This is a genomic window from Ulvibacter sp. 2210JD10-4 (genome assembly GCF_058148525.1).
Genome location: NZ_JBYVJZ010000005.1, coordinates 19331 through 45459, shown reverse-complemented (window position 1 = coordinate 45459; position 26129 = coordinate 19331). Strand labels below are relative to the sequence as shown.

Here is a 26129-nt window from a genome sequence, read left to right as displayed (position 1 = left end):
GGTATGATTGTCTAATTTACAGATAAGAAAGTAGCAAAACAATAAACTTTCTGCATAATGAAGCAGAATAACTGTTTTACACTAAGGGCGCTATTGAAAATACATCTATTTTGGATTTTTGAAAATTCCGAGTTCTTTTCATTACGGCAATACCGTTTCTGGAACCTGCCTGATTTGTATTTCCTTCAATAGTTTCAATAACATCATCTTTTACAGCAGTTATAATTCCTGTATGTATCCAGTCGAATCTGGATTTTTGCAATAAAAAAAGGTCTCCGGCTTTTATTAAAGAAGGATCTCTTCTTATATCTTGATACCTGCTAAGCAACCCTTTTTCTATCCCTTTGTTGCCAACGGTATCACAACTATAGGTTAGAGGGAACAGGGTTTTAAAATTTTTCCCTTGTGCACTGGCAGCCTGGTCTATGATTGTTTGAGCAAATCCCATACACCAATACCACGAAGAACCTTCATGACCATCCATATAAGCACGTACCCACGGACCACTATTAGAAGCCCCTTTAATTTGTAGTTCGTAAGCAAAACTGCTTAGATGATTCTCTGAAGCTTCTACGACCAAGTCTCTTAAGTTTGTAACTGTGAGCGGTTTCTCAAAAGCTTCTTCCATAGGAGCGCATAATTTTGAAAACAATAGTTTGGTAACAATTCCGGAAACGGGCAAATTCATCGCTTTTTGAAAATTCTTTACGGCTTTTTCAGTTGCAGGGCCAAAATCACCATCTATGGATGTGGCTGTACCGGCACTTGGATTTTTAATTGCGTACAAAGAAAGCCATGACTGGATTTTCATAACATCTTTTTTGTTATTTTCCGTACCTTTTCTCTTTTGTGTTGCTTTAATGGAAAGCTCTTTTTTGTAAGATGTTTTTTTCATGATTGGCCCTTTTAATCTTTATTATTGGTTTTTTTATTTGTAAAAGTTAAAAAATAAATCCGTTAGATACTTTTTGAACAGGAATAGCGAGTAGAAAGCTATTTTATAATAAAAATCTGTACAAGAGGTATTTACCTAAATATTTAAGGTTTTTTCTTGAAAATGATAAGGAAAAACCCTGTTTCTATTCTCAGGATTTTCCCTTTTTTAATGATTTAATGGAAGGCTGGACTAAGTTTTTGACTATTTTTAAGTACTAATTTTAAAAACCCAATTATTATGGAAAAACCGTCAAAATGTATTAGTGAAACCGAAGCAAGAGCATTGTATAACAACTGGAACCCCCGTGCGTCCTTAATAGATAGGGATCTGGGATCAGATGTTAGAGATTTTGTGTTTAGTGTGAAGGAATTAGAAGAGTTTCTGGCATATGTAAAAAAGAATCATATCGGAACTTCTGAACCTGGCATTAGAATATACCTTGCTGCCTATAACAATTCAAAGTCTAAACAAAATACTGTGTTTTTAGCTCCTACAAATGGTATTAAAGCAGATTCTCCCAATAACTATAGTATAGATTCACTAAACACTGTAGGAGGCGGTTGGCCCCCTAATATTTACTAGTCATTGGAAACACGATTATTTTTCAATTTATTAGAATTAATAGCTTTTTTACTATCTATATACTATTATAGAAAATCTAGCGATAGGTTTTCATTAATACTGGTATACTATTTAGCTTTTACAGTATTTGTAGAAATCATTGGCTGGTACAATTATTTTATAAATGATTTTTCATTTTTAAACTCATTGAAGGGAACTGTTTTCGAACAGAACTATTGGTTGTACAACATACAGTTACTCATTAGTATGATATTCTATGTAACATACTTTAAGCTTTATCTGAAGTCAAAGAATCTTAAGAGGGTTTTAAATGTGCTTTTAACCCTCTTTGTTCTTACCAGTGTTTTGTATTTGACTTTTTCAGGAATCTACTTTGTAGCTTTTTCACCATTTACGGTCATAGTTGGTACCCTGTTGATATTTCTTAGTATATTCTTTTATTACCTCGAACTTCTTAATAGTAATGAAATTCTGAGGGTGCACAAAACGCTGCCCTTTTATGTTTCTGTAGCTGCATTGATATTTCATTTGTGTACAACACCATTGTTTATTTATAGTACTTATTTTAGTGAATCACATAACCCTGAGTTTTTCAATTTATATATTCAGGTTATCTTTAGCTGTAATTTCATTATGTATTCTCTTTATATCATAGGATTTTTTATATGCGCCCGGAACAAGAACCATTATTACAGCAAGAAGCATTATTAATTATATACTTTGTTGCTATATTACTTTTCCTTGCTGTTTTTGCAATCATATTTGTCATTGCATTTCAAAGAAGGAAAAATAAATTTCTGATGGAGCGCTTAGAAGCAAAACAAAAATTTGAAAAAGAACTTGCAAATTCTCAACTCGAAATACAGGAACAAACGTTAAAGAACATTGCCTGGGAACTACATGATAATGTAGGGCAATTATTATCTGTAGCGAACATACAACTAAATATGCTTCTAAATACAACTCCGTTGAAGTTCCATGACCAAATCAAAGAAACTAAAGAAGTGGTTAAAGAATCTGTTACCGAAATCCGCTCATTGTCGAAAATTCTCAATAGTGATGTTATTCAAAAAAACGGACTTGTCACTTCTTTAAAACTGGAACTGGAAAGATTTAATCGACTCAACTTCCTAGAGGCTACTTTTAAAATTGAAGGAAATGAAGCCTTTATTAAAAGTGAAAATGAAATTATCATCTTTAGAATTTTACAGGAGTTCTTTTCAAATGTTATAAAACATGCGAAAGCAAATAATTTATTAGTACATTTAAATTATAAAGAAGCGGAACTGGAAATTACTGCAAAAGATGACGGCGTAGGATTTGATCCTACTCAGAGCAGTGAAAACAGCGGCATGCAAACCATGAAAGGCCGCGCAGAATTATTAGAAGCAGATTTATCGATCACTTCGAAAATTGGAGAAGGAACCAACTTGTTTTTAAAATATCCCTATACCCATGACAAATAACCCCACAAATCACACCATTGCTATAGTAGATGACCATTTACTCTTTGCCGGTTCCTTAGAAAAACTAATCGATACTTTTTCCGGATTCAAAGTTTTATACCATGCCAAAAACGGTTTTGATTTACAGCAGCAAATGAAAGCTGCTAATGCATTGCCGGAAATTATTTTATTAGATATTAATATGCCGGTCATGGACGGTTTCGAAACCGTACAATGGCTTACCAGCACCCACCCGGATATCAAAGTTTTAGCACTGTCCATGGAAGATGATGAATTAACCATTTTAAAAATGTTGCGTGGAGGGGCAAAAGGTTATTTATTGAAAGATATTCACCCGGATAAACTTCAGGAAGCATTGACAGAAGTTATTACTAAAGGCTATTATCATTCTGAAAAAGTTGCCACAACTCTTTTACATTCTTTGCAGCCCGGACAACAAAAAAATCAGTTAGTGCTAAAAGAAAATGAAATCACATTCCTGCAATTGGCATGCAGCGAAATGACCTATAAAGAAATTGCAGGAGTCATGAATTTAAGTCCTAAAACCATTGATGGGTACCGCCAGGAACTCTTTAATAAACTTCATATAAAGAATAGAGTAGGATTGGTTATCTATGCATTAAAGAACAATATTATTTCGATCTAAATACAAGCGTTCCAAATACTATTATTTGGTGGTGGAGCAATTATTGATAGTTCTTCTTTTTTTACAGGGTGTATAAAGCCTAATTCTCTTGAATGCAGATGTATGCTTCCATCTTTGTTGCTTCGGTCAAAACCATATTTTAGATCTCCTTTTATGGGGGAACCTATGGCAGCAAGTTGACTTCTTATTTGGTGATGCCTTCCGGTTTGCAAGTCTATTTCCAATAAAACATAATTATCCAGTTTTTTTATAATTGAATAACTCAAAATAGCCTTTTTACTGTCGGGTACCTCTTTACTATTCGCGTAAGATTTGTTTTGTTTTGTGTTTCGTTTCAGAAAATGAATTAAAGTATCTGAATCTTTCGGAGGTCCATTTTTTACAACTGCCCAGTAGGTCTTTTGCGTTTCCCTTTCAGAAAACAATTTATTCAATCTTGAAAGTGCTTTTGAAGTTCTCGCAAATACGACGATGCCACTTGTTGGACGATCCAACCGATGCACCACGCCTAAAAATACAGCTCCGGGTTTGTTATATTTTTTGGCGATATACTGTTTTACAATTTCCGATAGAGGAGTATCCCCGGTTTTATCACCCTGTACAATATCGCCAGGGCGTTTATTGACAATAATTAAGTGATTATCTTCATACAAAATCTGAAGATTTTCAACGGTAGTATGCATTAATATTGTTCTTTATCGCTTGGGAAATCACCACTTTTCAGATCTTTGATATATTGCTGAAAGGCATTCGACATATCAGAATACAGATCGAGGTATCTCCGTAAAAAACGCGGATTGAACTCATGTGTCATTCCCAGCATATCATGTGTTACCAATACTTGCCCATCTGCACCACTACCTGCTCCAATTCCAATTATAGGAATGGTTAAGCTTTGAGCTACTTCTTCTGCTAATTTAGCAGGGACTTTTTCCAAAACAATGGCAAAACAACCGGCTTTCTCCAACAATAAAGCATCTTCTTTTAGTTTTTTGGCTTCTTCTTCTTCCTTCGCACGTACCGTATAGGTCCCAAATTTGTAAATAGATTGTGGAGTCAGTCCCAAGTGGCCCATTACAGGAATCCCGGCATTCAAAATACGTTTTATAGATTCTCTTATCTCTTTCCCTCCTTCTAGCTTTACAGCATGAGCACCACTTTCTTTCATAATACGAATAGAAGAGCGCAGCGCTTCTTTAGGGTCGCTTTGGTAACTTCCAAATGGAAGGTCCACTACAACCAAACTACGCTCTACAGCCCTAATTACCGAAGCTGCATGATAGATCATCTGGTCGAGTGTGATAGGTAAAGTGGTCTCGTGTCCTGCCATAACATTGGAAGCAGAATCTCCTACCAAAATCACATCAATGCCTGCACTATCCACAATTTTGGCCATTGTGTAATCATAAGCGGTAAGCATGGAGATTTTTTCACCCTTCTTTTTCATATCCACCAAAGTCTTGGTAGTAATACGTTTGTATTCCTTTTTAGCTACTGACATATATTTTTGTAACAAAATGAGCGGTAAAAGTACTAATTTTGAGAATCAATCTTTAAACATTCTCTTATGAAGTTACTTCTTTCAACTCTCTGCCTTCTGATATCTATAGTATCTCTTTCTCAAAATGAATTTTCTGAAGCCGATGCCAAACAAGTTATCGACACCTTTTTTGATGGTTTCCATGAAGGAGACACACTTAAAATGCGTTCCGTAATGATGCCAGCTGTACTCATGCAAACTGTTTTTACAGATAAGGAAGGAAAAAGCCATGTAAAAGATGGAGATGCCGATAATTTGATAAATGCAATAGCAAAGCGTCCCGAAACTGATAGGTGGGATGAACGCCTTTTAGATTATATTGTACAAATCGATGGCAATCTGGCACATGTTTGGACACCTTATGAATTTTGGTTCAATGATGCGTTTAGTCATTGTGGAGCCAATGCTTTTACACTTGCCAAGACAGATAACGGCTGGAAGATAGTCCATCTTATAGATTCAAGGCGAAAAGCCAGCTGTAAAAGCTAGCAGTCGCTTAGGCTTACCTTTACTGCCAATCCGCCTTCGCTGGTCTCTTTGTACTTGGTATTCATATCCTTTGCAGTTTCCCACATAGTGGCAATTACTTTATCCAGTGGGACTTTTGCCTGTGTCGGGTCTCCATCCAGAGCCATTTCACAAGCGTTTATGGCTTTAATGGCCCCCATAGCATTGCGTTCTATGCAGGGGATTTGCACCAGACCACCAATAGGATCACATGTTAAACCCAAATGATGTTCCATAGCAATTTCACTTGCCATTTGAACTTGTTGCGGAGTACCACCCATTAATTCTGCTAAAGCTCCTGCTGCCATTGCCGAAGAAACCCCAATTTCTGCCTGACACCCACCCATTGCTGCCGAAATAGTAGCTCCTTTTTTAAACAAACTTCCTATTTCTCCTGCAACCAGCATAAATTTTTGTACATCATCAAAATCAGCATCGTGATTTTCAATGACCATATAATACATTAGTACTGCAGGAATCACTCCGGCACTTCCATTGGTAGGTGCTGTTACTACTCTTCCCAACGAAGCATTCACTTCATTCACGGCGAGTGCAAAGCATGAAACCCACTTTAATATTTGCCTGAACTTTACTGTAGTACCTCTAATAGCCTCAAGCCATTCTTCCGGGTTTGAGTATTTAGCGTCACCAATCAGGTTTTTATGTATATCGAAAGCACGTCTCTGTACATTGAGACCTCCGGGAAGCTTTCCCTGTGTATGGCAGCCTACGTACATAGAATCAAGCATCACATCCCAAATTTCTTTGAGTCCTTTACGAATAGCGGCATCACTTCTCAATGACCGTTCATTTTCCAGAACCATTTCACTAATGGATTTTCCCTCATTGTCACAATGTATTAGCAGATCGGTAGCAGTTTGAATAGGAAAGGGGAATTGCGCAAACTTTTGTAACTTCTTCTTTGCACGCTTTCGCTCTTTTTGCACTACAAATCCACCACCAATTGAATAATAGGTTGAAGCAACCTTTTTTCCATCTTTCAGTATTGCCCGAAATGTAATTCCATTGGGGTGGAACTCTAAGAATTTTCGGTTAAACCTTATATGTTCATCCGGCTTGAAAGAAAGCTCCAGTTCACTATTGAGGCTTAACCTGTTCTTTGAAGTAATCTGCGCTATTTCAGTTTCAATTTTTTCAGTGGGGAATGTGATAGGGTCGAATCCGCTAAGGCCCAATAGTACGGCAATATCTGTTGCATGGCCTTTCCCGGTAAGGGATAAAGAACCATACAGATCAACAGAAACTTCATTGATTTTGTCAAACTTCCCCTTACTTTTTAATTCGCCAATCCATCGTCTCGCAGCTCGCCATGGGCCTAGCGTGTGGGAACTGGAAGGTCCCACACCAATTTTCAACATATCAAAAACACTAATACTTTCCATAGGTCAGATAATGGGGTCAAACCTAAGAAATTTTAATGTATCGGCTGGCGTGATTTATACATTTCCACAAATATCTTTTATTGGAAATATTCCATATATTAGGAATAATTCCATATTTTTGCATTATGGAGATTACTGCTTCTGGAAAACTTCAGAAAACAAAACACCGCCACCAGCCGGAAGTCTCAAAACAAACAGGCTTTCCCAGTGCTGCTACCCACTATATGGAGGCGCCTATTGATTTGCATAAAGAGTTAATGCACAATCAGGATGCTACCTTTTTTATTCGAATAACCGGTAATGGTTATAAAGGATTCAATATTAGACATCGGGATGTATTGTTGGTAGACAGATCATTGCCTGCTGCAATAGGGAGGTTAGCATTGGTAGTGGAAGATGGAGAATTTAAGGTAATTCGTATTCCGAAGGTCTCTTCAGAAAAAGAGCTTATCCTTTGGGGAATTATTACCTACATAATTCACTATACGCTATGATCGCAATGGTAGATTGTAATAGTTTTTATGCCTCATGTGAGCAGGTATTTCGTCCTGACCTTTGGGGTAAACCCGTGGTGGTTCTAAGCAATAATGATGGCTGCGTAATTGCAGCTAACAAAGAAGCAAAGGCATTGGCAGATATCCCAATGTTTGAACCGGTGTTTAAAATTAAAAAACACCTTGTCAAGAATAAGGTAACCTTCTTTTCTTCCAATTATACGTTATACGGAGAAATGTCACAGCGTGTAATGAACATTCTTACCACTTTTTCTCCGGAAGTAGAAGTGTATAGTATTGATGAATCTTTTGTGGACCTAAACGGCATGGAGCACGTAAATCTAAACGATTACGGACACCGGATAAAGAATAAGATCTATAATCATTTGGGCCTGCCTGTGGGCGTGGGAATTGCGCCGACGAAGGTATTGGCAAAATTGGCGAACAGGATTTCAAAGAAAGTAATAGGCAATGATCACGTATTTGTAATAGATTCTGAAGAAAAACGTATCGAAGCACTACGTTGGGCAAAGATCGGAGATGTATGGGGTATTGGCAGAAAACATACGAAGCGATTGCAAAATATTGGGGTTCATACAGCTTATGATTTTACCCAACTTCCCCTGGCATGGGTGAGAAAGGAAATGACCGTGGTAGGTGAGCGCATGTGGCGTGAAATGAATGGTGAATCCTGTTTAGAATTTACTGTAGTGCCTAAACCGAAAAAGGGAATAGGTACAGCAAAATCCTTTGGGCAAAAACTGAGGGACCTGGGGCGAATTGAAGAAGCTTGTGCATACTATATTAGTGAAGTAAGTGAAGTCTTGCGGGCCCAAAGATCCTGTGCTACTTATGTACAGGTCTTTGTGCATACCAATTATCACAGTAATGTAGACGAGCAATACTCCAATAGTAAAACTGTAACCATGGCAGTTCCCACCAATGATACATTTGCTTTGATCATAGAAGCCCGTAAGGCGCTGCGCCTTATTTACAAGCCTGGGTATCGTTACAAAAAAGTGGGTGTTTGCCTGAGCGGAATCATTCCGCAGGAATATGTGCAGGGAAACCTGTTTCATCAGCCTTCCGGGTTGAACAAGAATGAACTTATCCGCACATTTGATAAAATCAACAATAAATATGGTAAATCTACCGTATCCTCCGCGATGATAGGAACCCGAATTAACGAATGGGAGCTTATTAAAAAAGAACGCAGCCCTCGGTATACAACCCAATGGGGAGAGTTGTTGGAAGTAAGTAGTGAATAGAAGCAAGAAACTGATTCTATCTAGGTAGCCTGATCCTTCTTTTTTTATAAAAGCATTGAAACTGACACCCTGTCATAAAATGTCCACTGGCATAATCATTGTCATATACACCGCGTATAAAATTGAATTAAGTAAAAAATATAACTATAATACTATGAGTAAAATAATTGGAATCGACTTAGGAACTACCAACTCGTGTGTCGCCGTAATGGAGGGTAGCGAGCCGACTGTAATTCCTAATGCCGAAGGTAAAAGAACAACACCTTCTGTAATTGCCTTTGTGGAAGGTGGTGAAATTAAGGTAGGAGATCCGGCAAAACGACAAGCTGTGACCAATCCTACTAAAACTATTTCTTCCATTAAGCGTTTTATGGGAAATAAGTTCTCCGAATCTAAAAAAGAAGCTGATCGTGCTGCTTTTAAAGTGGTAAAAGGGGACAATAATACACCACGGGTAGATATTGATGGCCGTTTGTATACACCACAGGAATTGAGTGCGATGGTGCTTCAGAAAATGAAAAAAACTGCCGAAGATTACTTGGGACAAGATGTAACCGAAGCAGTGATCACCGTACCGGCATATTTTAATGATAGTCAGCGTCAGGCCACTAAAGAAGCCGGAGAGATCGCAGGCCTAAAGGTAAGACGTATCATTAACGAACCAACTGCGGCAGCTTTGGCGTATGGACTTGATAAAAAAGGACAAGACCAGAAGATCGTGGTATTTGACTTTGGTGGAGGTACTCATGATGTTTCCATCCTTGAATTGGGAGACGGTGTTTTTGAAGTATTGTCTACCGATGGAGATACTCACCTGGGTGGTGACGATGTGGACCAGAAGATCATCAATTGGTTAGCAGATGAGTTTCAGAAAGAAGAAGATATGGATCTTCGTAAAGACCCAATGGCGTTACAACGTTTAAAGGAAGCTGCTGAAAAAGCGAAGATCGAATTGTCTTCGGCTGCACAGACTGAGATCAACTTACCTTATGTTACAGCAACTGCCAGTGGACCTAAACACCTAGTAAAAACATTGACCAAAGCGAAATTTGAGCAATTGATCGATGACCTTATAAAAAGAACCATTAAGCCTTGCGAAACAGCTCTAAATGCAGCGGGACTTTCTAAAAGCGATATTGATGAGATTATATTAGTAGGAGGTTCTACCCGTATTCCTGCCGTTCAGGAAGCAGTAGAAAAATTCTTTGGAAAAGCGCCAAGTAAAGGGGTAAACCCGGATGAGGTGGTAGCTGTTGGAGCTTCTATTCAAGGAGGGGTATTGACAGGAGATGTAAAAGATGTACTGTTACTGGATGTAACACCACTTTCTTTGGGTATTGAGACTATGGGTAGTGTGATGACGAAATTGATCGATGCGAATACGACGATCCCTACTAAGAAATCACAAATATTTTCAACAGCTGCAGACAATCAGCCAAGTGTAGAGATTCACGTTTTACAAGGGGAGCGACCTATGGCAAATGACAATAAGACAATTGGTCGTTTTCATTTGGACGGAATTCCACCTGCGCAACGAGGTGTGCCTCAAATTGAAGTAACTTTCGATATTGATGCCAACGGTATCATTAAAGTAAGTGCTACAGACAAGGCTACCAACAAAACGCAGGACATTCGTATTGAGGCTTCCAGTGGATTAACTGAGGAGGAAATCCAAAAAATGAAAGCCGAAGCCGAAGCAAATGCGGAAGCGGATAAAGAGGTAAAAGAAAAAGCGGATAAGCTGAATGAAGCTGATGGAATGATCTTCCAGACAGAAAAGCAATTGAAAGAATTTGGGGATAAATTATCTGACGATAAAAAGAAACCAATTGAGGATGCACTGGAAGAGCTGAAAAAAGCTTATGAGACAAAAGATGTAGCAACTATTCAACCTGCGTTGGATAAGATCAACGAAGCATGGAAAACAGCTTCCGAAGAGATGTACAAAGCACAGGCAGAAGCACAGGGAACTCCCGGAGCCGACGCAGACGCAGATACTGCTTCGCAAAATGGAGAAGAGAACAGTGATGTTGAGGATGTAGATTTTGAAGAAGTGAAGTAAATAAGTATGTCATTCTGAGCAAAAGCGAAGAATTTCCATAAAAAAGCTCGATAGTTTCTATCGGGCTTTTTTAATACTTTCAAAAGATGAATTCTTTACATTTAGATTAACTAAGAAAGGAAATATTGTTCGGCATTGCCCAATAAATTTGACAATCATTATAAATTTATCATAAATATGCATAAGTTTGATAGTAATACTAAAAAAATGTTATGAAAGAAGCTATAAGTACCCTACTATGTTGTTTTATTTGTTTATTGACTTTTGGTCAGGATGGTTGGAGTGAATTACCAAATGCCCCATCAGGGATTGGACGATTTGATGATGTGTTTTTTATTAACAATGATATTGGCTGGGCAGCCAATGGCCCGTCCGGAGTGGTTTATAAAACTACCGATGGTGGTAATTCCTGGGTACTGCAATTTTCTGCAGGAGGTTTTTATTTTAGAAATATAGAATTTCTGGATGAAAATGTAGGTTTTTTGGGGTCATTGGACGGGGTCTTTTATAAGACCATCGATGGTGGTACTACATGGTCACCGGTAACCATTAGCCCAAACCCGGATGCCATATGTGGCCTGGATACCGTGGGAACTTCTACTATTTATGGTTGTGGAGCCTATTTTTCGCCTGCATATATTATCAAATCTACAGATGGAGGAACTAATTGGACTTATATTGACATGTCTGCACATGCAGAAGGCTTAGTGGAAGTACTTTTCATTGATGAGTTACATGGTTTTGCTTCTGGAAATGGTACCAATGGAGGTGTTGTCCTTGAAACATTTGACGGAGGTTTAACATGGAACCAGATCTTTATTTCAGATTATGCTGGAGATTATGTCTGGAAACTTCAGCTTATGGACAATAATACACGCATATTTGGATCTGTACAATCTAATATTCAGGGAAAACTCATAAAATCTTCTGATTCAGGTGCTACCTGGGAGCAATGGGATGCTCCTGAAGAATTTATACAAGCAGTTGGTTTTATTAATCCTACGCATGGTTGGATGGGAGGACATGGAACGGGGTTCCATAGAACAACAAATGGTGGGCTCACATGGGAAAATATGAACCTGGGGTTCAATTTAAATCGTTTTATTTTTCTAAATGAAAATTTGGCCTACTGTTCCGGAGAGACCATTTATAAATTTAATGGTACACTCTCAATAAGTGATTTTGATCAGGTTACAACGCCGACACCTGATCTGAAAATTACCATTGCACCAATGCCAATTGTTGACCGGCTAAATATTGAAGTTGAATATCAACATACCGATAACTTATTATTAGGGCTGTATACTCTCAACGGCCAGTTGGTAGAACGATTAACCAGAGACCGTATAGCAGGCGCCGGAACGAAAACTTATTCTTTTGAGTTTAATTATCCAGCCGGCTCCTATATTTTAGATTTCCATACCAATGATGGAAGACGTACTTATACCATTATAAAAAAATAAGGTCTTGTGAAATGTTTAAATGAATTGCAGAGTTTTGCCTTCTGTATATTACTGTAATTAATTATTTTAATTTACTATAAACTTCATGGCATAGGTTCTTTCATTGTCATTTATCTGTAAGATATACATACCCGACCGGAAAGAATAGACTATATCGATTTGGCCTGAAGGAGCTGCATATTTACGGGAGAGTACCTGCTGCCCGGTAATAGTAAATACAGATATTTCAATATTAGAATATAAATAGACAGGATTTAATTCTAATACAATAGCGTTTTCAACTGGGTTTTTAGCAAGGAGGTACTTATCATTGAATTCAAAAGCTGTTGTCCCTAAAACACCATTGCGTATTTCGTCTAATGCAAATTGAGCACTGGCTTGTGTTACTACACCATGAGTTTCATTTTCAGCAGGAATATAGGTATTGACAAAAGGAGATGTATGTATACCTCCAATATCCGGGGCTGTAAACCAATCGTCTTCATTGCTTATAGCTAAACTACTGATGACCGGAATAAAGGAGAACTCATCTTGGTTTAAAGCATTTATAAAGTCGGTTATCACCGGGTTCCCTCCAACTGCTCCCAATGCGTTGGATATATTGGAAGTCCCTCCAGGAGAGGCATCTATACCATCACTGTTAGCAAAGGATTCGGCATTTGTTTCAAAGGAGTCCACTGGAATACCAAACAAAAAAGAATTGAAATTGGTAACGGTATTTGTTTGACCGGCCTCCGGCGTGAAATGCAAGGTTACATCTGCCGTAGCTCCACTTCCAAAATCCAAAGTAGTATCTACAACCTGCATCCCCGGCGTTCCTGTAGTTGTTCCCTGAGAGCTTCCATTTACCATTGATACGTTTCGTACCTGTTGTGGAAAACCAAGTGCATCCAATTCGGCTTGAAAGGCATCTCTGAAATTAGGTGCACCTACAGGAAGTAACTTGGCTGGATCCTGCAGATAGTTAGAACCATTCATCAAATGTCCTAAGTAATGATCATAAAGCATTTCTTTTGCAGCAGCAGAGTTAAGTACTGTAGTAATAACTGCTTGTGCATCTGGATCACCTAATTGTTCTGCCAGATAATTGATCAAATATTGTAAACTTATAGGAATATTGGCACCTCTGTGGGGCGAATCAAATGAAAGAAACAAACGGGTTTCAGCTTCCAGGCTATTTTGTTCCATATATGCTAAGGCATATCGTGCGATCAATCCGCCCATACTTGGCCCCAATATCACTAATTCTTCATCACCTACTTTTTGATCATTCAGAAAATTGATCAATTCTATCAAAACCATTGCATTTCGCTGAATGTAATCCGCGCCACCATCTATATCCTTTCCGTTTGTATTATACTGAGGTGCATTCAATACGACAATGTCAAAGCCTTCATCACGTAAAATATCAGCCATATTTTGGCTATTAAAGTTCAAACTATCATACAGGTCGGTGATATTACTATTGTCCCCGGGATCAAAACCATCTAATATGATGATGGGTTTGTCCAAGATACCGTCAAGGTTGTCTAAGAATATTTCGTATTCTCCTTCACCAAAATAAGCCTCTGTTTCATCATATCCCTGATAGGCTATAGTTGCCACAATAGGAGTTACAACGGCTCTGTAGGTAACAGGCTTGGTTTTTATTTTTTTCTGAAAAGAAGTTTGTGAAAAAGAAATAATTGAAAAAAGGCTAAATAAAAAAAAGTATATAAATTTCATAGAATTGTAGTATTTGGACCTGTAAGATAGTATTTAAGGTAGGGTTTTCAAAATTTGAAATTGACAGGAAATATTTTTTATAGGTTTAATAATAAATGATCTGCATACTATGTAACGAAACACTGATATACAGATCAGATAAAGAAGTTTTGGACAATCTTTAGTTCAATATATTAATAGTCATATTTTAACCGGTGGGCGGTTTTTGTGGCTTATCTTTAGTTCGGTTATTATTAATGCCTTTTCCTAGAATATAGCCGGAAATACCAGATAATATGGCTGCCAATTCTCTTCCTTCAAGTATTCCCAGAATACCAAAGAGAATGATCGTTATCACCAGAACGAACAGGGTAACAAATTGTAATCCGTTATCTCCAAGAAATTCCTTTCCGATACTAGCATCAGATTTGAAATAAATTATAATAAATTATAGTAAAAAAACCAATAAGCAAAAGGCAGATCAACAGTGTAAAGTTTAAACTTACAGTCCTTCTGAATTCCTGTTTGATCTGTTCCGGTGTTAAAGCAATTTCTATTTGTTCTTCACATTTTATAATATCTTGATTAATTCTGATAACATTTTTCTTTCAGAAATTAATTTATTTTGCTCTGCAATTAAAGTATCGAGTGCAGGAATGATTTCTTTATGAATTTTTTCAACGGTTATTATTTCATAGAAGCTATCATATCTTGTGTATTCGTCAAGATATAAATTCACTCCCGGAATAGATGTTGTATCTTTTTTACCCTCAGTTCTCTTTTTTAAATCATCTTTTTGTTTACTATAAGATCTTGCTCCGGAATTCTCATCTTCTCTAATAAATTTGTAACAGATTCCAAGAGACCTTTTTTGTTTTTTAAATACGTTCTAAGCTTCTGAAAATTCCTTTTATCCGATTCAACTGTTTTTTTGAAGAAATAATTGATGGTAAGGCCACGAGTGTCTTAAGACTAGTAACAAATTATATAAAAAAGCCCATCTTTAATGATAGGCTTGTCGAAATGCTGGAAGATAAAGCGAATTACATTCGCTTGACATTTATCGCATTTAATCCTTTTGGGCCTTCTTCAATATCGTAGCTAACTTTGTCTCCTTCGGAGATTTCATCTACTAATCCGCTGGTGTGAACAAATAGATCTTTGTCACCTTCATCAGGGACAATAAACCCAAATCCTTTTGCATTGTTGAAAAATTTTACGGTACCATTACTCATAATAAAAATTTTGTGTGAAAAACTAAAATACTGCTTTTCAATTTCATAGAATAGTATTTTATGAATTACTTCTATTTTTTAATCCATCAAATGTCATTAAGCACATCTATTATTCTAATTAAAAAGAGGTTTATATTTCTCCTTATAATAGAAAACCAGTAGAATATTAATTGCTGATACGACAATTGCCGGCCACATTTCGGTAATATCTGTATTAGAAAAACTGAAAATAAGGAATGAAATTGATAATGGAAAAAGGACTATCAAAATGAAAGCTGTCCATTTATTAAAAAGTAAAAACAAACCAATAATAATTTCAAAAATGTATAAAGCGGGAAGATAAATGACGACTGCATCTATAAAATTCCTGGCATTTTCGGGCATAGCTCCATAACTGGTGGGTAAGAAATGAAAAAACTGATTTATAGCATAGATAATCAAAAATAACCCTAAAAGAATTCTAAGCCATTTTGTACTATTCTCTATATTTTTCATAATACTACCTATTTATGATAATATTAAAAATATGAGTTTCGCAGCAACAGGAATATGATATTGGTCATATATAGTATTTCGATTAATAAAATCGTAAATATGTTCTATCTTTCCAAAGAAAAATATTATTTACTTATATGGATAGTGCATCAACTCTTATTTTAGCAGGAGCCCTTATTGTTATCATGTTAGGGATGGGATTGTCATTGGTAACAGCCGATTTTAGACGTATTATCCTCTATCCCAAAGCTATTGTTATAGGATTGATAAACCAATTAATTTTATTGCCACTAATTGGTTTTGGAGTCACGTTTTTGTTTCCAATGCAACCGGAAATTGCAATAGGGGTGATGATTCTAGTTGCCTGTCCCGGAGGTCCAACTTCTAATCTAATTTCTTTTTTAGCGAAAGCAGATCTGGCTCTTTCAGTTACATTGACTGCACTGAGTAGTATAATTACTATATTTACGATTCCTTTTATAGTCAATTTTGCATTAGACCATTTTCTGGAAGTTGAACAGCTCATTGAACTCAATGTTTTTGAAACTATTACTCAGATATTTGTAATTGTGGTGATTCCTATTGCCATAGGGATGCTTATTCGGTATACAAAACCCATTTTTGCAGAACGTATGTCAAAGCCTGTGAGAATAGCTTCAGGAGCAGTCCTGGCATTAATTATTATTGGTATTGTAATTAAAGAACGAGAAAACTTTATTCCTTATTTTAAACAAGCCGGTTTGGCTACTTTAGTACTCAATGTACTTACAATGGCCGTAGGTTATTATTCCGCAAAATTGTTTAAAATTGATAAAAGGCAAGCACTCTCTATTGCTATTGAATCTGGAATACAAAACGGGACTCTTGCCATTACCATAGCCGTAATTTTATTAAACAGCACATCTTATGCAGTAGCTCCGGCAGTTTATAGTCTGTTGATGTTTTTAACCGGAGGTATGATCATCTACTGGAGTGCTAAAAGGAAGAATTAATTATATATGAAAGAGCGGTTTCAGAAGAAACCGCTCTTAATCAAAATATAAGCTTATTAATTAACCAATATTAATCCTTATATCTGATTTTACTTTAAATGTCAGACGAAATATAAGATTTTTTAGCTAAATGGTAATGATTTGCCGCAAATAGATGGTGTGTTTTCGATGAAATCACCGATTTGTTAAGAAAATTTGACGACAAACAACCAAAATCCACCTTTTAACCAGTCAATTTTTAAACATAAAAAAACTGGATAAAAAAAAGCGACTCTAAAAATGGGCCGCCTTTTCTAATAATAATTAATCTTTAAATCATGCATTAATTTTCATCATCACTAGTTTCAATGGCAATTACATTTTTAGCACTAGGTGACAGTATAGGTTCATTTAAATTTATTTTAGATCCCGAATTGGATAATAATGTCTTTGAAAAATTTTCGTTGGTCCTTAAATTGTTTTCAGCAACCATTAATTCTTTCAGGTTGGTGTTACTTGCCAGCCCGACTGGTAATTCACCATTAAGATTGTTGTCGAACACATTAAATACCTCTAGCTTTTCTAGATATCCTATAGAACTCGGAATTGTACCTTTTAATTTATTACTACTAAGGTGTAACTGCTTTAAATTATACAAGCTACCAAGTGTTGCAGGGATATTACCAGTTAAATTATTTCCATTAAAAGCAAGTATTTCAAGGTTTTGTAAATTACCTAAACTTTCCGGAAGTACTCCTGACAGTTTATTAAAAGAAAGCTCTAATACTTTTAAAGCCTCTAAATTACTCAATGTTGCAGGTACTGCTCCCTCCATATTGTTGAAGAGCAGGCTAATACCAACTACCTTGTTGTTTTCTACGGTAATGCCTTTCCAATTTGCTACAGGTTCATTAACATCCCAGGCGTTGCTCCAATTTTCACCGTTGGTAGCAAGGTAAAGGTCTAAAAGTGCTTGTTTTTCTTTTGCACTTACTTGTGCAAAGATCACTACAGAGAGTAGTGAAAAAGTTAAGGTTAGTAGTGTTTTTTTCATGATCGGGGGTGTGAAATTTCTTACATTACAATTCAAATTAATAACATTTAAAGTTATAATGCAAAAAAAATCGATGAAATGCACAAGTTAATTAACTATTTTTAGTCAATTTTGTAAGAAAGGGTCTGTAAACTTCATGAATACCATCAAAAACTTCTACTGTTAAGCGGCTTCCAAAAAGAGAGGTGCCTTTAAGTTGCTCTTCAGTTTTACGGGCTTCAGTTATATATTCATCTTTATTGCCATAGAGGTATGTTACTTTTGCACTTTGTTTTAAGTATGAAAAATCCTTCGGAATTAATTCAACCGGAATACCTCCGGAATGCAACACCAAATGGTCACATTGAACTTTTCGACTTGCCATCCAGCGTGTTGCAATGGAAACACCCTGAGAATATCCCAGAACAATAAAATTAAAAGAACCTTTAAAGTCTTCAGCTTTAAAAACAGCATCTACATAAGATAGTACATTTTTGGTTTCATCCGGAGTGTTTTCTCGGGTTAACCAGGATGCTCCTACATATTTGAAATCTTTTCCATAATAGTATTTTGAAGGTGCCTGTGGTGCTACGATATAATTTTCTTCAGGATTAAGATGTGAGAAAAAGTCAATAAAATATCGACTTAAATATCCCATTCCATGAAAAACCAGCCAAATATTTTTGGTTTTTGATGTAAGTGTATTTAGTGTTGAATATGTGTTAGTAACAGTAAAAGAAACCTGTTTTTCTAGAGCCATGTTTTAAGTTCGTTTTGTATTTTTACAAATGTAAATCAATCGTATGAAGTATTCTAAAAAAGAAACACTGGAACGCTTAAATTTGATGTGTGAAAACACATTGATGGAAACACTCGGGATTGAATTTATAGACATTTCCGATGACACTATCGTGGCCAGAATGCCTGTAACGGCTAGGGTACATCAACCTAATGGTGTATTGCATGGAGGTGCTTCGATAGCATTAGCAGAAAGTGTTGGAAGTGCAGGCTCTCTTGTTTTTTTGGATGATGAAGATGCGCAAATCAGAGGGATAGAAATTGCTGCGAATCATGTAAAAGGCATTCGTGATGGATTTGTATATGCAAAAGCAAAAATTCTACATAAAGGCAGGACAACACAATTATGGCATATCCCTATTACAAATGAAGCAGGTGAATTGATATCACAGGTAAAACTAACTACACTTACGTTACGTAAATAGCGATTATGGATGTAAAGCTGCTTACCAAAACTTTAGAAGAGCATTATAGCAAGAAACTCCCGTTTGTAACTTTTTCATTACCCGAAAACAATAGTGTTGTCACTTTGCTTCAAAAAGACTCACAATTGCATACCGAGGATAGCTTTACGACAACAAGTGTGGTTTTAGCTCCTTTTGATTTTAAGGACGTTGCCTATTGTATTCCTGAAGTACATAGTAAGATTATTGAAACAGAATTGACAGCTGAATCTTTTCCAATGGATGAAGTATTCATTGAAGAAGCCGATACCGATAAAGAACAATACATTCAATTGGTAGCCAAAGCAATTGATTCCATAAATTCAAAAAAAACGAAAAAGATCGTTGTATCCCGGAAGAAGGATATAAAGATCAAAAACTTTCAATTTAAAACCTTGTTTTCCAGAATTTTTAGTTTGTACCCCAATGCGTTTCGCTATATATGGTACCATCCGGAAATTGGCCTTTGGTGTGGAGCTACACCGGAAGTTTTAGTTACAACAGAAAACACTTCGTTTAGTACGATGGCTTTAGCAGGTACTCGAAAGTTTTCTGAAAAAATCCCCATTTACTGGAACGAAAAAGAGATTGAAGAACAGCAATTTGTTGTTGAGGCAATTACCAATAGCCTTCAAAAAGTGACAGATATACTGAAAGTTTCCAAAACCTACACACAGCAAGCCGGTTCACTGGCACATTTGAGGACAGATGTAACCGGGATATTAAAGAGTGGTAAAGCTACATTGAGGAATATTTCAATAGCATTACATCCTACACCTGCAGTGTGTGGTACACCAAAAAAAGATGCTAAGGAGTTTATACTGGAGAATGAAGGATATGACCGTGAATATTATACGGGATTTATTGGCCCGATTTGTTGGGAAAATACACGTTCGAGCCTTTTTGTTAATCTGCGTTGTATGAAAATTAAAGACAACAATGCCAGTCTATATGTTGGGGGTGGAGTTGTAGCTGCATCCAAAACCTTTGAAGAATGGCAGGAAACACAAAATAAATTACAAACCATGTTGCAGGTATTGCAACCAATGCTTTAAAATTGTATTACTACTTTGTACCTTTGTAATCAATGAATTTCTCTAAGAAAATCCTTTCGCAAACAATTACTCAATTATGTCTTGTCAAAGGGATCGATCATATTGTAATTTCTCCCGGGTCACGTAATGCACCTCTCACAATTGGTTTTACAGAACACCCATCATTTAAGAACTTTAGTATTGTAGACGAACGTTGTGCCGCTTTTTTTGCTTTGGGACTAGCGCAACAACTCAAAAAACCGGTTGCATTGGTTTGTACGTCTGGTTCTGCATTGCTCAATTACTACCCTGCCATTGCCGAGGCTTTTTACAGTGATATTCCCTTATTGGTGATTTCTGCAGACCGACCTCAGGAATTGGTCGATGTAGGAGATGGTCAGACCATTCGGCAAGAGAATGTTTTTTCCAATCATATTTTGTATAGCGCAAATTGTAAAGAAGGTGATGTTCATCAGGTTTTTAATGAGACGCAGATCAATATAGCTCTTAATACAGCAATAGAATTAAAAGGTCCGGTTCATATCAATGCTCCTTTTTCTGAACCATTATATGAAACAGTAAATGATTTGCAGGTACGTCCGCAACATGTCACTGCACGGTCAATTTCTACTTTTTTTTCTGAAAATTTAGAGCCCTTCATCAAGAAATGGAATGCTAGCACTAAAAAGATGATCTTGGTTGGAGTACTCCAGCCGGATAGTATCGAAAAGAAATATATTGAAGCCTTGGCTGAAGATAAAAGTGTTATGGTTTTTACAGAAACCACCTCCAATTTACATCATGAGAACTTTTTTCCTGCAATAGACCAATTGATCGCTCCTTTAGATGCAGCAGGTTTTGAGAAATTGAAGCCGGAAATATTATTGACCTTTGGCGGAATGGTAGTTTCTAAAAAGATCAAAGCCTTTTTGCGATCGTATTCACCGGACTTACATTGGCACGTAGATGAAAAAAAGGCATTTGACACCTATTTTGTCCTAAAACATCATTTTAAAACAACTCCCAATATATTCTTTAAGCACTTTCTTTCGGCAGTACAGATAGTGGATGGTACTTACAGAAACGATTGGCTTACCGTGAAAGAACATCGCTTATCAGAGCATAAAAAATACGAAGAAAAGATTCCTTTTTCCGACTTCAAAGTTTTTTCAGCCATCTTTAAAAAGCTTCCAAAAGAGGTTCAATTACAGTTGAGTAACAGTGCAACGATTCGATATGCACAACTATTTAGTATAGATGCTTCGGTACAGGTTTTTTGCAATCGGGGAACAAGTGGAATTGACGGAAGTACAAGTACAGCCGTTGGTGCTGCATCCATTTCAGAAGAGCCTGTAGTTTATATCACCGGTGACCTTAGCTTTTTCTATGACAGTAATGCACTATGGAACGATTATATTCCTAAAAATTTTAGAATTATTGTAATCAATAACAGTGGGGGAGGAATCTTCAGGATCTTGCCCGGAGCAAAGAACACAGAACACTTCACTACTTATTTTGAAACAGAGCACCAATTTTCGGCAGCTCAATTGTGTACTATGTATGGATTTGAGTATAGTTCAGCAAAAAATGAAGCTGACCTGCAAAAAGGATTGGACCTATTCTTTAATGATGCTACCGTTCCTAAACTATTGGAAGTTTTTACTCCTTCAAAAGTGAATGATGTTGTTCTTTTAGATTATTTTAAAAGTATACAATAGGTTATCTGTTATCCAAAATAGTTTTTGCCCAGTTATAAGCAGAAGGGATATCATCAACAATGTTAAAGGGTTTATTAAAAAAATTAGCTTCAAGAGCCGCGTTCTTTTTTCCAATCTCATTAGGAGTTACTATGGCAATACCTTTAAGAGTTGGTATTTTCTCCAGGTATTTATAATCGTTAGGGTTAACCGAATACGAATTAATCCGGTTCGCAATATAGACCCATTGCTTTGCTCTTAGGCTTTGTAAGCCTTTTACAAGAATTGAAAATGCTGTTTGATAAGATAATGTAACTCCTTCAAAAGCTTCAACTATAACAATGTTTTCATAAAAATATACATTTCCGATCTTAGTTTCGAGGACGTTATATAACGTAGCTGAATCAGGGAAATCGTGGGGAGATTTTACTTTCATCGATTGTGAAATTAATAAATAAGTTTGATATTTTTCAAGTTTTTTTTAAGCATTTTATCACGTTGGAAACTGTATCTTTGCAGCTATGATTCAACTAGGTGAATATAACATACTTACAATTCTCCGTGAGACAGATCCCGGCTTGTATCTGGGTGATGATGAAGGCGCAGAAATACTTTTACCACATAAATACAAACCTGAAAATTTTGAAATAGGTGATGAAATTAGGGTTTTTGTATACCTCGATAACGAAGAACGACCCATTTCAACAACTTTAGAGCCATTTTTAACACTCAATACCTTCGGGTATTTGCATTGCAGCGATGTGAATAAATATGGAGCTTTTATGGATTGGGGACTGGAGAAGCAATTATTTGTTCCTTTTAAGGAACAGGCACGCCCTATGAAAGTAGGTAATTGGTATATAGTGTATTTGTATCTGGATGAAATAACCAACCGTCTGGTAGGTTCCAGTAAGACAAATCGCTTTGTCAATAATGAAAATGTTACGGTCGCAAAATTTGATGAGGTTGATGTTTTGGTAACACATCTTACAGAAAAAGGAGCGAATGTGATCATCAATGGAAAACATAAAGGGCTTATTTATATAGATGACATCTTTGAAGACATTCGCAGCGGTGACAGATTGAAAGCCTTTATTAAAAAAGTACGAGATGATAAAAAGATCGATGTCGTATTACAATCTCCTGGCTACCGAAGCATAGAACCCAATGCTAATTTCATTTTAGATGAGTTAAAAGCTGCAGGAGGGTTTTTACCTGTTCATGATAAGACAGATCCCGAAACCATTAAAAATGAATTAGGAATGAGTAAAAAAAGCTTCAAAAAAGCCATTGGAACTCTCTATAAAGAAAAACAGATTGTAATTAAAGAGGATGGGATCGAGTTGCTAAATTAATACCCTCTTCCAACTCGATAAGGTGCACAACGCGAACAAATGCCTACCGGAGGACAAGGATCCAGTATATTCAAACCGCGAACTTCTTTGTAAGCTATATTCTTAACACCAGTAGCACCATCGGCCTGATATGTTTTATTTCCGTCACTTAAACCAAAGAGCTGTTCTTGCAATGGAGCAATATCTACTTTGCGTTGAATAAATTTTTGGTTTTCATTTACGACCGTTACCATATCAACCGGTTCGCGGTAATTTTCAGCATTCATTTGAAAGGTTTTCAATTTTTTGGTAATAGACGGGCCTTTTTCTAATGAAAATGAAGCCGAAGTAAGTTCCTCTATTTCCGGGAGTGATTCAGAAGTAATCGTATAATAACGTGTATCAAAATCATATTGCGCATTGACAAGCAATGGAAATAATAATAAAAGAAACACTCCTCTTTTCATAAAATCAAATGTATCAAAAATGGAGCCGAAACGAATTTTATTTTTTAAAAGTTTAACTTTTTCGATGTGGATTTGGGAACGGCGTCCTTATGCACCATAACACTAATGGTCTTTAGGCGCATATAAGCTTCACTAAAATATACATACCCACCATTGGCAGTTCGGCTTTCATCTGTTCCCCAGCTGTTCTTTACTTTATAATATTTTGTACCGTTCTGGTCGCGTAAAACACCGGTAATGTGCATTAAATGATCATCTGTCGTAGTATAGTTCTCAAACTCATCCTGGCGATATTCCTGAGAGATATTCTTTTCCGGGTATACTCCCTGTAATGCTTTGACATTGTTTTTTGAATCCTTCGGAATTATTGCAACACCGTCTTTTGAAGAAAAGGTACGTTCACTTACATCACAGTCCAATTCTATTGTGAACCCATTCTGAAGTGCATAATCAATAGTTTCCATCATTTCGTCTAAAGGTACATTGTACATACTTCCGTAGCTCCAGTTGTCTGGTATATTCAGAATAAATTCAGAGTAGTAAGGTGCATGTGAAAAAGAGGTAATGGTCACATAATCTGTAGGGCTAATTTTTGTCATTTCTAAAAAAGACTTCGGTGTATATTGTTTCCCTTCGTAGGTAAATGTCTTGGGATTAGCACCCAAATAAACATTTAGAACAGCATCTACAGCCTTTTTCCAGTTTTTACTCAACTTTCTTCCCGGATTATCAATATAGGTCTCTAACATGGAAGTTAACACAGCTACCAGTTCGGCATGATTATGAGTGGATTGTTCTGCAAACAATCCACTATAAGCTCCATAGGGAACCAATCCATAGTCTTGTACCGAGTTGATCACATCATGTGCAAGCCCACCTTCACTAAACTGTGCTTTTCCCTGGCGCATCACAAAATTTTCGGCCTTTTTAGGATAAGTATTTCGTACGGTATACATTTCTGAAAGGTCTATCTGTTTGCCGGTCAAACGGATAATTTCTGATTCCAAAAAAGAAGAAGTAGAGAAACTCCAGCAGGTTCCCGTTCTTCCCTGGCTAATAACCGGAGTAGCTTCGAGGTCAATAACTTCAGTAAACTGATAAGGCTCTTGTGCGTTTAATGTAGCGGTAAAAGCAAGTGCAAAAATGAAGAGTAAGTAGCGCATAATTTTTATCTTTACGCTAAAATAAAAAATATGAGCACACCTAACTGGAAAACGGCGAAAGAATATTCGGATATCACCTATAAAAAATGTGATGGCGTAGCCAGAATTGCTTTTAACAGGCCGGATGTTCGCAATGCATTTCGTCCTAAGACCACTTCAGAATTACTGGATGCCTTTCACGATGCACAGGAAGATACCAGCATAGGCGTGGTATTATTGTCTGCCGAAGGCCCTTCATCCAAAGATGGTGTATATAGTTTTTGTAGCGGAGGTGATCAAAAGGCCCGAGGACATCAGGGTTATGTAGGAGAAGACGGGTACCACCGCTTAAACATTCTTGATGTACAGCGATTGATCCGTTTTATGCCAAAGGCTGTAATTGCTGTTGTACCGGGCTGGGCAGTAGGAGGAGGGCACAGCTTACATGTGGTTTGTGATATGACTCTCGCGAGTAAAGAACATGCGATCTTCAAACAAACCGATGCAGATGTGACCAGTTTCGACGGTGGCTACGGAAGTGCTTATCTTGCCAAAATGGTGGGGCAGAAACGGGCAAGGGAGATTTTTTTCCTCGGAAGAAATTACAACGCTCAAGAAGCTTTTGAGATGGGAATGGTCAATGCTGTTGTATCTCATCATGACCTCGAACAAACTGCTTATGAATGGGCACAGGAAATATTAGCAAAGTCTCCAACATCTATAAAGATGCTCAAATTTGCCATGAACCTTACAGACGATGGCATGGTGGGCCAACAGGTGTTTGCAGGAGAAGCTACCCGTTTAGCGTATATGACCGATGAAGCCAAAGAAGGGCGTGATGCTTTTCTTGAAAAGCGCAAACCTAACTTCGATAAAAAATGGCTGCCATAAAAAATAAAATGGAAAGACTTATTTGCGTATTTGTATTGTTAATGATCTGTTCCTGTAAAGAGGTTAAAGAACCGGAAGCTTTTAATAAAGAAAGAGTTGCATCCGAAATTGAACAAATGCTTATCGATTACCATGGTGCCATGAATAAAGAAGGCCTAATGGCAGAGTTTGATTATCTGGATAATTCTTCCGATTTCTTTTGGGTGCCCCCGGGTTATGAAACTGCTTTGGCTTACGATTCGGTTAGAACAATATTAACTTCCAATTCAAAGTCGTTGCGTTCTGTGAAATTTCATTGGGATACGTTACAGGTATTCCCGCTTTCCAACACCGTTGGCAGTTATACAGGCATAGTCAAAGGCCAAATGGTTGATACTTCAGGAACTGAAACCAATGTTTCCATCATTGAGTCCGGAACCCTTATTAAACGTACAGATGGCTGGAAACTTTTAAACGGGCAATCTGCTGTTCTTAGTCCGAAAATGGATCCAATAATGAAATAATGTCATTCTAAGTA

The 26129-nt window shown here is 36.9% G+C and carries 27 protein-coding genes; 15 read left to right on the top strand and 12 right to left on the bottom strand.

Features of this window, described 5'->3' with window-relative positions; translation table 11 throughout:
• Positions 1-76: 76 nt before the first annotated feature.
• On the bottom strand, positions 77-895 hold the full coding sequence (locus ACY2RT_RS12085) for a peptidoglycan-binding protein (protein ID WP_490156178.1): 819 nt from the start codon (positions 893-895) through the stop codon (positions 77-79).
• Positions 896-1174: 279 nt separating this feature from the next.
• Between ACY2RT_RS12085 and ACY2RT_RS12080 the strand changes: the two genes are divergently transcribed.
• From ACY2RT_RS12080 to ACY2RT_RS12070, 3 genes are all read left to right on the top strand, one after another.
• The gene (locus tag ACY2RT_RS12080) at positions 1175-1519 is read left to right on the top strand and encodes a hypothetical protein (RefSeq protein WP_490156177.1); all 345 of its coding nucleotides are present in this window, start codon (positions 1175-1177) and stop codon (positions 1517-1519) included.
• An 800-nt stretch (positions 1520-2319) separates the two neighbouring features.
• The gene (locus ACY2RT_RS12075) at positions 2320-2985 is read left to right on the top strand and encodes a sensor histidine kinase (protein ID WP_490156176.1); all 666 of its coding nucleotides are present in this window, start codon (positions 2320-2322) and stop codon (positions 2983-2985) included.
• Positions 2975-3631 (top strand): response regulator transcription factor, encoded by a 657-nt coding sequence (locus tag ACY2RT_RS12070; RefSeq protein WP_490156175.1) that lies wholly within the window; start codon positions 2975-2977, stop codon positions 3629-3631. The genes ACY2RT_RS12075 and ACY2RT_RS12070 overlap by 11 nt, the downstream gene beginning before the upstream one ends.
• Here ACY2RT_RS12070 and ACY2RT_RS12065 read toward each other — a convergent pair.
• Positions 3628-4314 carry an RluA family pseudouridine synthase gene (locus ACY2RT_RS12065; protein WP_490156174.1) on the bottom strand — a complete coding sequence of 229 codons (687 nt, stop codon included), beginning with the start codon at positions 4312-4314 and terminating at the stop codon, positions 3628-3630. The two genes, ACY2RT_RS12070 and ACY2RT_RS12065, sit on opposite strands and share 4 nt — an antisense overlap.
• Positions 4314-5132, bottom strand: a complete 819-nt coding sequence (gene panB / locus ACY2RT_RS12060) for a 3-methyl-2-oxobutanoate hydroxymethyltransferase (RefSeq protein WP_490156173.1) — start codon at positions 5130-5132, stop codon at positions 4314-4316. Before panB ends, ACY2RT_RS12065 begins: the two co-directional genes overlap by 1 nt.
• 66 nt (positions 5133-5198) lie before the next feature.
• Here panB and ACY2RT_RS12055 point away from each other — a divergent pair, with 66 nt between their 5' ends.
• On the top strand, positions 5199-5660 hold the full coding sequence (locus ACY2RT_RS12055; protein WP_490156172.1) for a nuclear transport factor 2 family protein: 462 nt from the start codon (positions 5199-5201) through the stop codon (positions 5658-5660).
• On the opposite strand, the gene ACY2RT_RS12050 is transcribed toward ACY2RT_RS12055, so the two are convergent.
• Entirely contained in the window at positions 5657-7081 is a 1425-nt protein-coding gene (locus ACY2RT_RS12050; RefSeq protein WP_490156171.1) for an L-serine ammonia-lyase, read from the bottom strand. The genes ACY2RT_RS12055 and ACY2RT_RS12050 overlap by 4 nt on opposite strands.
• Before the next feature lie 125 nt (positions 7082-7206).
• Here ACY2RT_RS12050 and ACY2RT_RS12045 point away from each other — a divergent pair, with 125 nt between their 5' ends.
• The 4 genes from ACY2RT_RS12045 to ACY2RT_RS12030 all read left to right on the top strand — a co-directional run bounded on the left by ACY2RT_RS12045 (position 7207) and on the right by ACY2RT_RS12030 (position 12368).
• On the top strand, positions 7207-7575 hold the full coding sequence (locus ACY2RT_RS12045; protein ID WP_490156170.1) for a S24 family peptidase: 369 nt from the start codon (positions 7207-7209) through the stop codon (positions 7573-7575).
• Positions 7572-8843: a Y-family DNA polymerase gene (locus tag ACY2RT_RS12040; protein WP_490156169.1), complete on the top strand. Its 1272-nt coding sequence runs from the start codon at positions 7572-7574 to the stop codon at positions 8841-8843. Before ACY2RT_RS12045 ends, ACY2RT_RS12040 begins: the two co-directional genes overlap by 4 nt.
• Before the next feature lie 154 nt (positions 8844-8997).
• Positions 8998-10905 carry a molecular chaperone DnaK gene (dnaK, locus tag ACY2RT_RS12035; RefSeq protein ID WP_490156168.1) on the top strand — a complete coding sequence of 636 codons (1908 nt, stop codon included), beginning with the start codon at positions 8998-9000 and terminating at the stop codon, positions 10903-10905.
• Positions 10906-11117: 212 nt separating this feature from the next.
• Positions 11118-12368, top strand: a complete 1251-nt coding sequence (locus ACY2RT_RS12030) for a T9SS type A sorting domain-containing protein (RefSeq protein ID WP_490156167.1) — start codon at positions 11118-11120, stop codon at positions 12366-12368.
• 66 nt (positions 12369-12434) lie between these two features.
• Here ACY2RT_RS12030 and ACY2RT_RS12025 read toward each other — a convergent pair whose 3' ends face one another.
• The 3 genes from ACY2RT_RS12025 to ACY2RT_RS12015 all read right to left on the bottom strand — a co-directional run bounded on the left by ACY2RT_RS12025 (position 12435) and on the right by ACY2RT_RS12015 (position 15802).
• Complete coding sequence (locus ACY2RT_RS12025) at positions 12435-14093, bottom strand: T9SS type A sorting domain-containing protein (protein WP_490156166.1); 1659 nt, start codon at positions 14091-14093, stop codon at positions 12435-12437.
• A 1022-nt stretch (positions 14094-15115) separates the two neighbouring features.
• Positions 15116-15307, bottom strand: coding sequence for a cold-shock protein (locus tag ACY2RT_RS12020; protein ID WP_490156165.1), 192 nt, complete (start codon positions 15305-15307; stop codon positions 15116-15118).
• 114 nt (positions 15308-15421) lie between these two features.
• Complete coding sequence (locus ACY2RT_RS12015; RefSeq protein ID WP_490156164.1) at positions 15422-15802, bottom strand: hypothetical protein; 381 nt, start codon at positions 15800-15802, stop codon at positions 15422-15424.
• Positions 15803-15939: 137 nt separating this feature from the next.
• Here ACY2RT_RS12015 and ACY2RT_RS12010 point away from each other — a divergent pair, with 137 nt between their 5' ends.
• Complete coding sequence (locus ACY2RT_RS12010) at positions 15940-16794, top strand: bile acid:sodium symporter family protein (RefSeq protein WP_490156163.1); 855 nt, start codon at positions 15940-15942, stop codon at positions 16792-16794.
• A gap of 322 nt (positions 16795-17116) precedes the next feature.
• Here the strand turns inward: ACY2RT_RS12010 and ACY2RT_RS12005 are convergent, their stop codons facing one another.
• Both ACY2RT_RS12005 and ACY2RT_RS12000 read right to left on the bottom strand, forming a co-directional pair.
• Positions 17117-17827, bottom strand: coding sequence for a leucine-rich repeat domain-containing protein (locus tag ACY2RT_RS12005; protein ID WP_490156162.1), 711 nt, complete (start codon positions 17825-17827; stop codon positions 17117-17119).
• A gap of 91 nt (positions 17828-17918) precedes the next feature.
• Positions 17919-18566, bottom strand: coding sequence for an alpha/beta hydrolase (locus ACY2RT_RS12000; protein WP_490156161.1), 648 nt, complete (start codon positions 18564-18566; stop codon positions 17919-17921).
• A gap of 43 nt (positions 18567-18609) precedes the next feature.
• Between ACY2RT_RS12000 and ACY2RT_RS11995 the strand changes: the two genes are divergently transcribed.
• Genes ACY2RT_RS11995 through menD form a run of 3 tightly spaced genes read left to right on the top strand, consistent with a single transcriptional unit; the run spans position 18610 to position 21799 of the window.
• Complete coding sequence (locus ACY2RT_RS11995; RefSeq protein ID WP_490156160.1) at positions 18610-19029, top strand: PaaI family thioesterase; 420 nt, start codon at positions 18610-18612, stop codon at positions 19027-19029.
• Between the two features lie 5 nt (positions 19030-19034).
• Positions 19035-20102, top strand: a complete 1068-nt coding sequence (locus ACY2RT_RS11990) for an isochorismate synthase (protein WP_490156159.1) — start codon at positions 19035-19037, stop codon at positions 20100-20102.
• A gap of 32 nt (positions 20103-20134) precedes the next feature.
• Positions 20135-21799, top strand: coding sequence for a 2-succinyl-5-enolpyruvyl-6-hydroxy-3-cyclohexene-1-carboxylic-acid synthase (gene menD, locus ACY2RT_RS11985; RefSeq protein WP_490156158.1), 1665 nt, complete (start codon positions 20135-20137; stop codon positions 21797-21799).
• A gap of 1 nt (position 21800) precedes the next feature.
• On the opposite strand, the gene ACY2RT_RS11980 is transcribed toward menD, so the two are convergent.
• Entirely contained in the window at positions 21801-22214 is a 414-nt protein-coding gene (locus tag ACY2RT_RS11980; RefSeq protein WP_490156157.1) for a hypothetical protein, read from the bottom strand.
• Between the two features lie 85 nt (positions 22215-22299).
• Here ACY2RT_RS11980 and ACY2RT_RS11975 point away from each other — a divergent pair, with 85 nt between their 5' ends.
• Positions 22300-23133, top strand: coding sequence for a CvfB family protein (locus tag ACY2RT_RS11975; protein WP_490156156.1), 834 nt, complete (start codon positions 22300-22302; stop codon positions 23131-23133).
• On the opposite strand, the gene ACY2RT_RS11970 is transcribed toward ACY2RT_RS11975, so the two are convergent.
• Positions 23130-23579: a hypothetical protein gene (locus ACY2RT_RS11970; protein WP_490156155.1), complete on the bottom strand. Its 450-nt coding sequence runs from the start codon at positions 23577-23579 to the stop codon at positions 23130-23132. The genes ACY2RT_RS11975 and ACY2RT_RS11970 overlap by 4 nt on opposite strands.
• A 44-nt stretch (positions 23580-23623) precedes the next feature.
• The gene (locus tag ACY2RT_RS11965; protein WP_490156154.1) at positions 23624-24742 is read right to left on the bottom strand and encodes a C1 family peptidase; all 1119 of its coding nucleotides are present in this window, start codon (positions 24740-24742) and stop codon (positions 23624-23626) included.
• 30 nt (positions 24743-24772) lie between these two features.
• On the opposite strand from ACY2RT_RS11965, the gene ACY2RT_RS11960 reads away from it, so the two are divergent.
• Positions 24773-25612 (top strand): 1,4-dihydroxy-2-naphthoyl-CoA synthase, encoded by an 840-nt coding sequence (locus ACY2RT_RS11960; RefSeq protein ID WP_490156153.1) that lies wholly within the window; start codon positions 24773-24775, stop codon positions 25610-25612.
• Positions 25600-26115 (top strand): hypothetical protein, encoded by a 516-nt coding sequence (locus ACY2RT_RS11955; protein WP_490156152.1) that lies wholly within the window; start codon positions 25600-25602, stop codon positions 26113-26115. The genes ACY2RT_RS11960 and ACY2RT_RS11955 overlap by 13 nt, the downstream gene beginning before the upstream one ends.
• Positions 26116-26129: the final 14 nt, after the last annotated feature.

Bases quoted from the DNA above. Each gene is read 5' to 3' on its own strand.
- ACY2RT_RS12085 (WP_490156178.1), bottom strand. From the start codon at position 895: ATGAAAAAAACATCTTACAAAAAAGAGCTTTCCATTAAAGCAACACAA.
- ACY2RT_RS12020 (WP_490156165.1), bottom strand. From the start codon at position 15,307: ATGAGTAATGGTACCGTAAAATTTTTCAACAATGCAAAAGGATTTGGG.
- ACY2RT_RS12050 (WP_490156171.1), bottom strand. From the start codon at position 7,081: ATGGAAAGTATTAGTGTTTTTGATATGTTGAAAATTGGTGTGGGACCT.
- dnaK (WP_490156168.1), top strand. From the start codon at position 8,998: ATGAGTAAAATAATTGGAATCGACTTAGGAACTACCAACTCGTGTGTC.
- ACY2RT_RS12055 (WP_490156172.1), top strand. From the start codon at position 5,199: ATGAAGTTACTTCTTTCAACTCTCTGCCTTCTGATATCTATAGTATCT.
- ACY2RT_RS11990 (WP_490156159.1), top strand. From the start codon at position 19,035: ATGGATGTAAAGCTGCTTACCAAAACTTTAGAAGAGCATTATAGCAAG.
- ACY2RT_RS12005 (WP_490156162.1), bottom strand. From the start codon at position 17,827: ATGAAAAAAACACTACTAACCTTAACTTTTTCACTACTCTCTGTAGTG.
- ACY2RT_RS11995 (WP_490156160.1), top strand. From the start codon at position 18,610: ATGAAGTATTCTAAAAAAGAAACACTGGAACGCTTAAATTTGATGTGT.
- ACY2RT_RS12015 (WP_490156164.1), bottom strand. From the start codon at position 15,802: ATGAAAAATATAGAGAATAGTACAAAATGGCTTAGAATTCTTTTAGGG.
- ACY2RT_RS11960 (WP_490156153.1), top strand. From the start codon at position 24,773: ATGAGCACACCTAACTGGAAAACGGCGAAAGAATATTCGGATATCACC.
- ACY2RT_RS11975 (WP_490156156.1), top strand. From the start codon at position 22,300: ATGATTCAACTAGGTGAATATAACATACTTACAATTCTCCGTGAGACA.
- ACY2RT_RS12075 (WP_490156176.1), top strand. From the start codon at position 2,320: ATGGAGCGCTTAGAAGCAAAACAAAAATTTGAAAAAGAACTTGCAAAT.
- ACY2RT_RS11965 (WP_490156154.1), bottom strand. From the start codon at position 24,742: ATGCGCTACTTACTCTTCATTTTTGCACTTGCTTTTACCGCTACATTA.
- menD (WP_490156158.1), top strand. From the start codon at position 20,135: ATGAATTTCTCTAAGAAAATCCTTTCGCAAACAATTACTCAATTATGT.
- ACY2RT_RS12000 (WP_490156161.1), bottom strand. From the start codon at position 18,566: ATGGCTCTAGAAAAACAGGTTTCTTTTACTGTTACTAACACATATTCA.
- ACY2RT_RS12080 (WP_490156177.1), top strand. From the start codon at position 1,175: ATGGAAAAACCGTCAAAATGTATTAGTGAAACCGAAGCAAGAGCATTG.
- panB (WP_490156173.1), bottom strand. From the start codon at position 5,132: ATGTCAGTAGCTAAAAAGGAATACAAACGTATTACTACCAAGACTTTG.
- ACY2RT_RS12045 (WP_490156170.1), top strand. From the start codon at position 7,207: ATGGAGATTACTGCTTCTGGAAAACTTCAGAAAACAAAACACCGCCAC.
- ACY2RT_RS12025 (WP_490156166.1), bottom strand. From the start codon at position 14,093: ATGAAATTTATATACTTTTTTTTATTTAGCCTTTTTTCAATTATTTCT.
- ACY2RT_RS11970 (WP_490156155.1), bottom strand. From the start codon at position 23,579: ATGAAAAGAGGAGTGTTTCTTTTATTATTATTTCCATTGCTTGTCAAT.
- ACY2RT_RS11980 (WP_490156157.1), bottom strand. From the start codon at position 22,214: ATGAAAGTAAAATCTCCCCACGATTTCCCTGATTCAGCTACGTTATAT.
- ACY2RT_RS12010 (WP_490156163.1), top strand. From the start codon at position 15,940: ATGGATAGTGCATCAACTCTTATTTTAGCAGGAGCCCTTATTGTTATC.
- ACY2RT_RS12040 (WP_490156169.1), top strand. From the start codon at position 7,572: ATGATCGCAATGGTAGATTGTAATAGTTTTTATGCCTCATGTGAGCAG.
- ACY2RT_RS11955 (WP_490156152.1), top strand. From the start codon at position 25,600: ATGGCTGCCATAAAAAATAAAATGGAAAGACTTATTTGCGTATTTGTA.
- ACY2RT_RS12030 (WP_490156167.1), top strand. From the start codon at position 11,118: ATGAAAGAAGCTATAAGTACCCTACTATGTTGTTTTATTTGTTTATTG.
- ACY2RT_RS12070 (WP_490156175.1), top strand. From the start codon at position 2,975: ATGACAAATAACCCCACAAATCACACCATTGCTATAGTAGATGACCAT.
- ACY2RT_RS12065 (WP_490156174.1), bottom strand. From the start codon at position 4,314: ATGCATACTACCGTTGAAAATCTTCAGATTTTGTATGAAGATAATCAC.